This window comes from Micromonospora sp. NPDC048947 (genome assembly GCF_040649495.1).
Taxonomy (GTDB): Bacteria; Actinomycetota; Actinomycetes; order Mycobacteriales; family Micromonosporaceae; genus Micromonospora; species Micromonospora alfalfae.
Genome location: NZ_JBEZFO010000003.1, coordinates 173686 through 184741 on the forward strand (window position 1 = coordinate 173686; position 11056 = coordinate 184741).

The 11056-nt window shown below is 70.5% G+C and carries 7 protein-coding genes; 3 read left to right on the forward strand and 4 right to left on the reverse strand.

Annotated features, from left to right (window positions below; genetic code table 11):
* Nucleotides 1-3 precede the first annotated feature (3 nt).
* Nucleotides 4-2106, reverse strand: coding sequence for a 1,4-alpha-glucan branching protein GlgB (gene glgB / locus AB0B98_RS06275; RefSeq protein WP_357361256.1), 2103 nt, complete (start codon nucleotides 2104-2106; stop codon nucleotides 4-6).
* Nucleotides 2094-4289 carry a maltotransferase domain-containing protein gene (locus AB0B98_RS06280; RefSeq protein ID WP_357361257.1) on the reverse strand — a complete coding sequence of 732 codons (2196 nt, stop codon included), beginning with the start codon at nucleotides 4287-4289 and terminating at the stop codon, nucleotides 2094-2096. The genes glgB and AB0B98_RS06280 overlap by 13 nt, the downstream gene beginning before the upstream one ends.
* 379 nt (nucleotides 4290-4668) lie before the next feature.
* On the opposite strand from AB0B98_RS06280, the gene AB0B98_RS06285 reads away from it, so the two are divergent.
* Entirely contained in the window at nucleotides 4669-5613 is a 945-nt protein-coding gene (locus AB0B98_RS06285; RefSeq protein WP_357361258.1) for an inositol-3-phosphate synthase, read from the forward strand.
* Nucleotides 5614-5625: 12 nt separating this feature from the next.
* On the opposite strand, the gene glgA is transcribed toward AB0B98_RS06285, so the two are convergent.
* Nucleotides 5626-6843: a glycogen synthase gene (gene glgA / locus AB0B98_RS06290; RefSeq protein ID WP_357361259.1), complete on the reverse strand. Its 1218-nt coding sequence runs from the start codon at nucleotides 6841-6843 to the stop codon at nucleotides 5626-5628.
* A gap of 70 nt (nucleotides 6844-6913) precedes the next feature.
* On the opposite strand from glgA, the gene glgC reads away from it, so the two are divergent.
* Together glgC and pgm are read left to right on the forward strand one after the other, a co-directional pair.
* Nucleotides 6914-8146 (forward strand): glucose-1-phosphate adenylyltransferase, encoded by a 1233-nt coding sequence (glgC, locus tag AB0B98_RS06295; protein WP_357349671.1) that lies wholly within the window; start codon nucleotides 6914-6916, stop codon nucleotides 8144-8146.
* 31 nt (nucleotides 8147-8177) lie between these two features.
* Entirely contained in the window at nucleotides 8178-9821 is a 1644-nt protein-coding gene (gene pgm / locus AB0B98_RS06300; protein WP_357361260.1) for a phosphoglucomutase (alpha-D-glucose-1,6-bisphosphate-dependent), read from the forward strand.
* 153 nt (nucleotides 9822-9974) lie between these two features.
* Here the strand turns inward: pgm and AB0B98_RS06305 are convergent, their stop codons facing one another.
* Entirely contained in the window at nucleotides 9975-10907 is a 933-nt protein-coding gene (locus AB0B98_RS06305) for an NAD(+)/NADH kinase (RefSeq protein ID WP_357283596.1), read from the reverse strand.
* Nucleotides 10908-11056 lie beyond the last annotated feature (149 nt).

Sequence of the window (11056 nt, forward strand, 5' to 3'; positions counted from 1 at the left end):
GCGTCAGCTTCGGCGCAGCCAGATCGCGCCCAGTGGCGGGACCTGGAGGGCCGCCGAGGCGACCATCCCGTGCCACGGCACGTCCTCGGCGCGTACCTCGCCGAGGTTGCCCACCCCCGACCCGCCGTAGTGCTGCGCGTCGGTGTTGAGCACCTCCTGCCACGTCCCGCCGGCCGGCAGGCCGATCCGGTAGTCGTGCAGCGGCTGGGCGGAGAAGTTCGCCACGCAGACCAGCGTCGAGCCGTCCGGGGCGATCCGGACGAACGACACGCTGTTGTTGGCGACGTCGTCGCCGGCGATCCAGCGGAACCCGGCCGGTTCGGTGTCCTGTGCCCAGAGCGCCGGGGTGTCCCGGTAGACCCGGTTGAGGTCACCGACGAGTCGTTGCACTCCGGCGCGGGCCGGGTCGTGCAACAGGTACCAGTCGAGGCCGCGTTCCTCGCTCCACTCCCTGTCGTCGGCCAGCTCGGAGCCCATGAAGAGCAGTTGCTTGCCGGGGTGCGCCCACATGTACGCCAGCAGCGCCCGCACGTTCGCCAGCCGCTGCCAGGTGTCGCCGGGCATCTTGCCGGCCAGTGAGCCCTTGCCGTGCACCACCTCGTCGTGGCTGATCGGCAGCACGTAGTTCTCGCTCCAGGCGTACGCCAGGGAGAAGGTGAGCTGGTGGTGGTGGTGCTGGCGGTAGATCGGGTCCTTCGAGGTGTAGAGCAGGGTGTCGTGCATCCAGCCCATGTTCCACTTGAAGCCGAAGCCCAGCCCGCCGTCGGCGGTGGGGCGGGTGACACCCGGCCAGGCGGTGGACTCCTCGGCGATCATGACGACGCCGGCGTGGTGCTTGTAGACGGTGGCGTTCACCTCCTGCATGAACGCGATGGCCTCCAGGTTCTCCCGGCCCCCGTACTTGTTCGGGGCCCACTCGCCGTGGTTGCGGGAGTAGTCCAGGTAGAGCATCGAGGCGACAGCGTCGACCCGCAGTCCGTCGACGTGGAACTGGTCGCACCAGTAGAGCGCGTTGGCGACCAGGAAGTTGCGGACCTCGTTGCGGCCGAAGTCGAAGACGTACGTGCCCCAGTCGGGGTGCTCGCCGCGCCGCGGGTCGGGGTGCTCGTAGAGCGGGGTGCCGTCGAAGCGCGCGAGGGCCCACTCGTCCTTGGGGAAGTGCGCGGGCACCCAGTCCAGGAGTACGCCGATGCCGGCGGCGTGCAGTTGGTCGACGAGGTGGCGGAACTCGTCAGGGTCGCCGAACCGGGAGGTCGGCGCGTAGTAGCCGGTGACCTGGTAGCCCCAGGAGCCGCCGAACGGGTGCTCCATCACCGGCAGGAACTCCACGTGCGTGAAGCCCAGCTCGGTGACGTACGCGGTGAGTTGTTCGGCCAGTTCGCGGTAACCCAGGCCGGGCCGCCACGAACCGAGGTGCACCTCGTAGACGCTCATCGGCTCCTGGTGCGGCTGCCGTTCGGCCCGCCGGGCCAACCAGTCCGCGTCGTTCCACCGGTACGTCGAGTGGTGCACCACCGAGGCGGTGGCCGGCGGCACCTCGGCGTACGCCGCGAGCGGGTCGGCCTTGTCCCGCCACTGCCCGTCGGCGCCCAGCACCCGGTACTTGTAGCGGGCCCCGACCCGGGCGTTGGGGACGAACAGCTCCCACACGCCGCTGGAGCCGAGTGACCGCATCGGCCAGCCGTCGTCGGGGCCCCAGCCGGTGAAGTCGCCGATCACCCGCACCCCACTGGCGTTGGGCGCCCAGACGCTGAACGCCACGCCCTCGTCGAAGACCCGGGCGCCGAGCGCCTCCCACAGCCGCTCGTGCCGGCCCTCGCGGATCAGGTGCAGGTCCAGTTCACCGAGGGTCGGCGGGTAGCGGTACGGGTCGTCGTGGGTGGTGCCGTCGACCTCCACCCGGTAGTCGAGCACAGTGCCGTCGACCTGCGCCTCGAAGACGCCCACGTCGTGCACCCGCTTCATCGGGTACCGCTCGTCGCCGACCAGCAGCGCGACGTCGCCGGCGCCCCGGCGCATCGTGCGGATCGTCGTCGAGTCGTCGGCGGGGTGCGCGCCGAGCAGCGCGTGCGGGTCGTGCGTCGCGCCGGAGATCAGCTGGTCCATCGGTCGTCCTTCGGGGCGGGAGCGGTCGGCGCGGAACGGGACGAGCGGGCGGCAGCCGAACGGGCGGCGGACAGCCGGGACGCCACGGTGGCCGGGGTCGTCGCGGCAGCGGTCGTCGTGGCAGCGGTCGTCGTGGCCGGGGTCGTCGGCGCGGTGCCGCCGGAGAGGTCGTCCGGCACCTCGGCGACTGTGAGGTCGGCCGGCTCGGCGCCCGCCGGCTGCGGCGCGGTCGGCAGGGTCGGGCGACGCACTGTCAACACGTGCGCGGGTTGCAGGTACGGGTCGAGCCGTACCGCGTTGCGCTGACCCCAGTCGTAGCTGGTGCCGGTCAGCTCGTCGTGCACGGTGAACCGTTCGTGCCAGTCGAAGCCGAGCGCCGGCATGTCGAGCGTGGTGTTGCCCCACTGCACGACGCGCGGGTCGAACGAGCAGATCACGATGACGGTGTTGCCGGTCTCCGGGTCGTGCTTGGACCAGCAGAGCAACGCTGGGTTGTCGATCTCGTGGAAGCGCAGGTTGCGGAGCTGGTGCAGGGCCGGGTTGTCCCGGCGTACCCGGTTGAGGGTGGCCAGGAACGGCGCCAGCGAGCGGCCCTGCGCCTCGGCGCCGACCCAGTCCCGCGGTCGCAGCTCGTACTTCTCGTTGTCCAGGTACTCCTCGGCGCCCGGTCGGGCCACGTGCTCGAACAGCTCGTAGCCCGCGTACAGGCCCCAGGAGGGGGAGAGCAGCGCGGCCAGCACCGCCCGGATCTTGAACATCGGCGGGCCGCCGTGCTGCAACGACTCGTGCAGGATGTCCGGGGTGTTCGGCCAGAAGTTCGGCCGCATGTAGTCGGCGGCCTCGATCAGCTCCTCGCAGTACGCCCGCATCTCGGCGGCCGTCGTGCGCCAGGTGAAATAGGTGTACGACTGGGTGAAGCCGATCTTGCCGAGGCCGTGCATGATGGCGGGCCGGGTGAACGCCTCGGCCAGGAACAGCACGTCCTCATCGACCGCCTTCACCTCGGCGATCAGCCAGTGCCAGAAGTCGAACGGCTTGGTGTGCGGGTTGTCCACCCGGAAGATCCGGATGCCCTCGCCGACCCAGTGCAGCACCACCCGCAGCACCTCGGCCCGGATGCCCTCCGGGTCGTTGTCGAAGTTGACCGGGTAGATGTCCTGGTACTTCTTCGGCGGGTTCTCCGCGTACGCGATGCTGCCGTCGGCCCGGGTGGTGAACCATTCCGGGTGCTCGGCGACCCACGGGTGGTCCGGCGCGCACTGCAACGCCAGGTCCATCGCCACTTCCAGGCCCTGTGCCGCCGCCGCCTGGATGAAGGCCCGGAAGTCCGCCAGCGTACCCAGATCGGGGTGGATGGTGTCGTGGCCGCCCTCGGCGGCGCCGATCGCCCACGGCGAGCCCACGTCGGTCGGCCCGGCGGTGAGCGCGTTGTTCGGACCCTTGCGGTTGACCCGGCCGATCGGGTGGATCGGCGGCAGGTAGAGCACGTCGAAGCCCATCGCGGCAACCCCTGGCAGCCGCTCGGTGGCGGTCGCGAAGGTGCCGGACCGCCCGCCTGCCGCTCCTTCGGAGCGGGGGAAGAACTCGTACCAGGCCGAGTAGAGCGCCCGCTTGCGGTCCACCCAGATCGAGTACGTGTCACCGGCGGTGACCAGTTCCCGTACCGGGTGCTCCCAGAGCAGGTCGGCCAGGGCCAGCGCCGGGTCGACCCGCTGCGCCAGCGGCAGGTCGGTGTCGACAAGAGCGGTGAGCGCGTCGGCGACCCGGGGCCGGTCGGCGGTCGGGACGAGACCCCGGGCGGCGGCGAGCACCCGCGCGCCATCGGCCAGGTCGTTTGCCAGGTCCTCCGGCCCCTGCCCGGCGGCGATCTTCTTGGTCACCGCGTTCTGCCAGGTCAGGTACGGGTCCTGGAACGCCTCCACGGTGAAGGTCCACGAGCCGACGGCGTCCGGTGCGATGGTGGCGTGCCAGCGGTCCTGGCCGGGCTCGCCGGGGCGCATCCGGGTGAACGGCCGGCTCGCGCCGTCCGGACCAGCCCACACCACGTTGCAGCCCAGCGCGTCGTGCCCCTCCCGGTAGGCGCGTGCCGACACCGGAACGGGCTCGTCGACCACCGCCTTGGCCGGGTATCGCCCGCACGAGACGACGGGGGAGACGTCTTCGATCGGGAACCGTCCAGTCACCCCGCCAACCTACTGCGCGAGATCCGTTCGCGCGCGGCCAAGCCGTCAAGATCCACACGGGTTCCCGGAATGGGCGGGTCCGCGGCCGTCCTGGTTCATGCCCGGACCGCCTGCGCGGCGGCGGCCCGGTGGCGGCCCGGCGGCGGCCCGACACGATTGGCTGGTGGCCGGTGAGGAATGGCGGTCGGACTCTCCCTGAACCAGGCCTGTTGCTCGCTTCGGCGGGTCGAGCCCTGGGGACGGACGTTGCGGTGAGCGTGATGACACAGAGGCATATTGATGACTCAGGGGCATCACGCTCGCCGTGGTGTTCCCTCGCGCGGAGATCACTCACCGTTCCGCACCGCCGCAACGCGCGGAGGTGACGTAGCCTCCGGCCATGATCGAACGGGTGAGAGTCGCGGTTGTCGGCGTCGGTAACAACACCTCGGCACTGGTGCAGGGGCTTGCTCTCTACCGCCAGAGCGGCAGCCTGGTCGGCATCCGCAGGCCGACGATCGACGGGCTCGGGGTGGGGGACATCGACATCGTGGCAGCCTTCGCCACCTCCGCGGAGAAGATCGGTCAGGACCTGACCGAGGCGATCTTCCTGCCGCCCAACAACTTCCCTCGGCTGAACTGCGATCTGCCCCGGGCGGGTGTGCCGGTCACGAAGGGCCTCATCGACGCGAGCGGGGTACAGCGGGTGGCGGCGGCGCTGGCAGGGGCGGAGGTGCTGCTCTACTCGGCACCCAGTGGCCGGCCGGAGACCGCCCAGGCGTACGCCGAGGCGGCCCACACCGCTGGCGTCGCCTTCATCAACACGACCTCCGACCCGGTCGCCCGCGACTCACGGCTGCTGGGCAGGTTCGAGGCAGCCGGGCTGCCGTTGCTCGGTGACGACCTGGCCAGCCAGTTCGGCACCTCGGTGCTGCACAACGCGCTGCTGCGGCTGCTCCAGGAGCGGGGCCTCACCCTGGTCAGCTCCTACCAGGTCAACCTGGGCGGCACCGAAGACTTCCGTAACCTGGTCGAGAACCCCGACAGCAAGAAGCAGTCCAAGCTCAACGCCCTGTCGGCCGGTGGCGACGTCGAGGTGGCCCCGCTCGGGTACCTGCCGCATCTCGCGTCGCAGAAGGTGGCTCACCTCAACCTTGAGGCGCAGGGCTGGGGTGAGACAGCGGTGAGCCTCGACGTGAAGCTGAAGGTGCACGATCCGAGCGGTGCCGCCGGCGTCAACATCGACCTGATCCGCATCGCGGCCAGCGCGCTACGCAACGGGCGTGGTGGTCACGCTGCCGAGGCGACGTCGTTGCTCAAGTCGCCACCGGGAACGGCGATCTGAAATCCGTCCCGCTCAGGCCGCGCCGACGGAGCGGTAGACCTCCACTGTCTGTCGGGCGATCGCGTCCCAGGAGAAGTGCTGCACCGCGCGCCGTCGGCCGGCCAGGCCGAACCGCTCGGTGCGCGCAGGGTCGGCGAGCAGCGTGTTGATCGCGGCCGCCAGGTCGGCCACGAAGCGGTCCGGGTCCAGTGGGGTGCCGGAGCCGTCGGTGGCCTGCGCGATCGGCACCAGCAGACCGGTCTCGTCGTCGGCCACCACCTCGGGGATGCCGCCGGTCGCGGTCGCCACCACCGCCGTCTCGCAGGCCATCGCCTCCAGGTTGACGATGCCCATCGGTTCGTAGACCGACGGGCAGGCAAAGACTGTGGCGTGCGTGAGCACCTGGATCACCTCGGGCTTGGGCAGCATCTCGGCCACCCAGACCACCCCGGAACGGTTGGCCCGCAGCTCGGCCACCAGCTCCTCGACCTCGGCGGCGATCTCGGCCGTGTCCGGCGCGCCGGCGAGCAGGACCAGTTGGGTGTCCGCCGGCAACTCCCGGGCGGCGCGCAGCAGGTACGGCAGACCCTTCTGCCGGGTGATCCTTCCCACGTAGACGACGCTGGGGCGGGACGGGTCGATGCCGAGCCGGGCGAGCACGTCGGTGCCGGGGTCCGGGGCGTACTGGACGGTGTCGATGCCGTTGTAGACCACCCGGACCCGGTCCGGGTCGATCTGCGGGTACGCGGTCAGCACGTCGTTGCGCATCCCCCCGCTGACCGCGATGATCGCGTCGGCCGACTCGTACGCGGTGCGCTCGATCCAGGAGGAGAGCGCGTAACCGCCGCCGAGCTGCTCGGCCTTCCACGGCCGCAGCGGCTCCAGGCTGTGCGCGGTCACCACGTGCGGCACCCCGTGCAGCAGCTTCGCGGTGTGGCCGGCCAGGTTCGCGTACCAGGTGTGGCTGTGCACCACGTCGGTGCCGGCCGCGCCGGCGGCCATCTCCAGGTCCACGCCCATCGTGCGCAGCGCGGCGTTAGCGCCGGTCAGGCCCGGCGGTTCGGCGTACGCGGTGACGCCCGGCTCGGTGCGCGGCAGGCCGAAGCAGTGCACCCGTACGTCGGCGAGGCCGCGCAACTCCCGAGCCAGGTACTCGACGTGCACGCCCGCGCCGCCGTAGACCTCCGGTGGGTACTCGCGGGTGAGCAGATCGACGCGCAGGGATCCGGTGGCCGGGGAGGAGTCGGTCATGTGCGCACCCTAGTGCAGAAGACTCCCCGTACGAGTGGTGAAGTGGGACGCGGGTGGATAGCGTCGGGGCATGGCTGCCAAGGTGCTCGCGATCGTCCTGGCGGGTGGGGAGGGCAAGCGCCTGATGCCACTCACCACGGATCGGGCCAAGCCGGCCGTCCCGTTCGGCGGGATGTACCGCATGGTCGACTTCGTCCTCTCCAACCTGGCCAACGCCGGCTATCTCAAGATCGTCGTGCTGACCCAGTACAAGTCCCACTCCCTCGACCGACACATCACCAAGACCTGGCGGATGTCCACGCTGCTCGGCAACTACGTCACCCCGGTGCCGGCGCAGCAGCGTCGTGGCCCGTGGTGGTTCGCCGGCTCGGCCGACGCCATCTACCAGAGCTTCAACCTGATCAATGACGAGCAGCCCGACTACGTGATCGTCTTCGGCGCCGACCACATCTACCGGATGGACCCGCGGCAGATGGTGGAGGACCACATCGCCTCCGGGGCGGCGGTGACGGTGGCCGGCATCCGCCAGCCGCTGTCGATGGCCGACCAGTTCGGCGTCATCGAGGTGGGCGAGGACGGCAAGCGGATCCGGGCGTTCCGCGAGAAGCCCACCGACGCTGTCGGTCTGCCCGACGCGCCGGATGAGATCTACGCCTCGATGGGCAACTACGTCTTCACCACCCGGGCGCTCTGCGAGGCGGTCGAGCGCGACGCCGCCGACAAGTCCAGCAAGCACGACATGGGCGGCAGCATCATCCCGATGCTCGTCGAACGCGGCGAGGCCAACGTCTACGACTTCCGCGACAACGAGGTGCCGGGCAGCACCGACCGTGACCGCGGCTACTGGCGGGACGTGGGAACGCTGGACTCGTTCTACGACGCGCACATGGATCTGATCAACGTGCACCCCGTCTTCAACATGTACAACTTCGACTGGCCGATCTACACGGAGCAGCCGCCGTGGCCGCCGGCGAAGTTCGTGCACCAGTGGGGTGAGCGGGTCGGCCGGGCGGTCGGCTCGATGGTTTCCCCTGGTGTGGTGATCTCCGGCTCGTTGGTGGAGAACTCGATCGTCTCGCCGAAGGTGCGGGTGCACTCCTGGGCGCACGTCGAGGGCTCGGTGCTGATGGAGGGTGTGGAGATCGGCCGGCACGCTGTGGTCCGGCGGGCCATCCTGGACAAGAACGTGTTCGTCCCGGAGGGCGTCGAGATCGGCGTCGACCTGGAGAAGGACCGGCAGCGTTACACCGTTTCCGACAACGGCATCGTGGTGATCGGCAAGGGCCAGAAGGTCGTGCCGTGACCGACAGGCACTCCCCGAGGAGGATCCCGCAGTGACCCACCCCCGTGCCGGCCAGCCCGCCGAGCCCGCCGACCTGGTCGACGTGCCGCGCCTGGTGACCGCCTACTACGCCGAGCATCCGGATCCCGCGGACCCGGCCCAGCAGGTCTCCTTCGGCACCTCCGGCCACCGCGGCTCCAGCCTGCGCAACGCGTTCAACTCCGACCACATCCTGGCGGTCACCCAGGCGCTCTGCGACTACCGGCGCGAGCAGGGGCTGGATGGGCCGCTCTTCCTCGCCCGGGACACCCACGCGCTCTCCGCGCCGGCCGCTGTGGACGCCCTGGAGGTGCTCGCCGCAAACGGGGTCACCGTGCTGGTGGACAGCCGCGACGGTTACACCCCGACCCCGGCGCTGTCGCACGCGATCCTCACGCACAACCGTGGGCGGACCAGCGGGCTCGCCGACGGCATCGTCATCACTCCGTCGCACAACCCGCCCGACGACGGCGGTTTCAAGTACAACCCCACAAACGGTGGGCCGGCCGACACCGACGTGACCCGGTGGATCCAGGACCGGGCCAACGCCATCCTCGCCGCAGGGCTCAAGGAGGTCCGCCGGATCACCTACGCGCGGGCGCGGGCCGCCGACACCACAGGGGAGTACGACTTCCTCGCCAACTATGTCGACGACCTGCCGGCGGCGATCGACATCGACGCGATCCGCGATGCGGGGATCCGCATCGGCGCGGACCCGTTGGGCGGGGCGAGCGTGGCGTACTGGGGTGAGATCGCCGAGCGGCACCGCCTGGATCTGACAGTGGTCAACCCGACTGTCGACCCGACCTGGCGGTTCATGACCCTGGACGGCGACGGCAAGATCCGGATGGACTGCTCCTCGCCGAACGCGATGGCGTCGCTGATCGCCGCGCGCGCCGACTACCAGATCTCCACCGGCAACGACGCCGACGCCGACCGGCACGGAATCGTCACCCCGGACGCCGGGCTGATGAACCCCAACCACTACCTGGCGGTGGCGATCCGTCACCTGTTCCGCACCCGCACCGAGTGGGGGCCGGACGCGGCGGTGGGCAAGACACTGGTCTCCTCGTCGATGATCGACCGGGTCGCCGCCGACCTGGGTCGGCCGCTGCTGGAGGTGCCGGTCGGCTTCAAGTGGTTCGTCCCCGGCCTGCTCGACGGGGCGGTCGGCTTCGGTGGCGAGGAGAGCGCCGGGGCGTCGTTCCTGCGGCGCGACGGCTCGACCTGGACCACCGACAAGGACGGCCTGCTGCTCTGCCTGCTCGCCGCCGAGATCCAGGCCACCACCGGCCGTAGCCCGAGCGAGCACTGGGCGGAGTTGGCCGAGCGTTTCGGCGCGCCCGCGTACGCCCGGATCGACGCTCCAGCCACCCGAGAGCAGAAGGCGGTGCTCGGCAAGCTCTCCCCGGAGCAGGTCACCGCCACCGAGCTTGCCGGTGAGCCGATCACCGCGACGCTGACCACCGCCCCCGGCAACGGGGCGGCGATCGGCGGCCTCAAGGTCAGCACCGAGTCCGGCTGGTTCGCCGCCCGTCCGTCCGGCACCGAGGACGTCTACAAGATCTACGCCGAGTCCTTCCAGGGCCCCGACCACCTCAAGCAGATCCAGGAAGAAGCCAAAACCCTGGTAGACCAAGCCCTAACCCAGGCCTAACCCCACCCCACCCCCCACACCCCCCACGCACCCCTCCACCCGTCCGTTGATCAAGAGGTTTGCGTCATGCCGACCGGCGTGTCGTGACGCAAACCTCTTGATCAACGGCGCCGGGGGCGGGGGAGCAGGGTGGCGGGTCAGCAGGGTGGGGGGTCAGCAGGGTGGGGGGTCGGCGGGTGGGGGTAGTTGTTGGCCGCGTCGGCGCAGCTCTTCGGGGAGCAGTTCGCGGAGTTGCTCGGGGAGGAACGGCAGGTCGAGCAGCGTCATCTTCAACTGGTTGCGCTCCTGGTAGCGCAACGGGTCGAAGCGGACCACCAGACCGGCATCGCGACGGTACGAGATGTCCACCGTCCCCTCCGTCGCCGCGTCGCGGAACACCAACCCGTCCATCTCCACGACCACCGGCGACGAGTTGGGCTGCAGCTCCAACCGGATCTTCTCGTCCGGGGAGAGCACCACCGCCCGGGAGATGCCGGCCATCGGCGCGGCCGGCGTGATCACCACCGAGTCCGCCGCCGGAGAGATCAGTGGACCACCGGCGGCGTAGCTGTACGCCGTCGAGCCGATCGGAGTGCTGACCACCACGGCGTCGCTGCGGTAGTAGCCGTACTGCTGGCCGTCGATGGCGAGCGTGACGCTGACGAAGCCGGCGCCCGGCTGACGAACCAACGCGATGTCGTTGAACGCCACGATGTCGTCACCGCAGACGTCGCAGGCGAGGCAGGCGTGCGACTCGATGGTGAAATCCTTCGACAGCAGCCGGCTCAGCGCTTCGGGCAACTCCGGTGGCTCGACTTCGACGAGAAACCCCAGACGACCCAGGTGTACGCCGAGTACCGGCTTGGGGTCGCCGATGGCGGAGCGCAGCGCACCCAGCATGGTGCCGTCACCACCGATGCTGATCAACGCGTCGGCGCGGGTCGCGACCTCACCGGCCGGCACCGGCTCGACGCCGGACGGGACACGGTGCTGGTCCTCCTCGCGCACCATCAGCGTCTTGTGGTGACGCGTCGCCCACCGTTCGATGATCCCGACCACCTCGGTGACATCCCGGGTGGGGTGCAGCACAAGTCCCAACCCCGACACCCGTACAGCTCACCACATCGGCGGCGACCGTACCCCACGTACACCGAAGGTGGGGCCGCGGGGCGCGGGACCGACGCGCGCCGCCCCGCCCGCCGGGGGGGGGCGGGCGCGGGTGGTGGGGGGCGCGCGCGGGGGGCCGAGGGGGGGCG

Excerpts from the sequence above, each read along its gene's own strand:
- glgB (WP_357361256.1), bottom strand. The coding sequence starts at position 2,106 with ATGGACCAGCTGATCTCCGGCGCGACGCACGACCCGCACGCGCTGCTC.
- AB0B98_RS06285 (WP_357361258.1), top strand. The coding sequence starts at position 4,669 with ATGATCGAACGGGTGAGAGTCGCGGTTGTCGGCGTCGGTAACAACACC.
- glgA (WP_357361259.1), bottom strand. The coding sequence starts at position 6,843 with ATGACCGACTCCTCCCCGGCCACCGGATCCCTGCGCGTCGATCTGCTC.
- glgC (WP_357349671.1), top strand. The coding sequence starts at position 6,914 with ATGGCTGCCAAGGTGCTCGCGATCGTCCTGGCGGGTGGGGAGGGCAAG.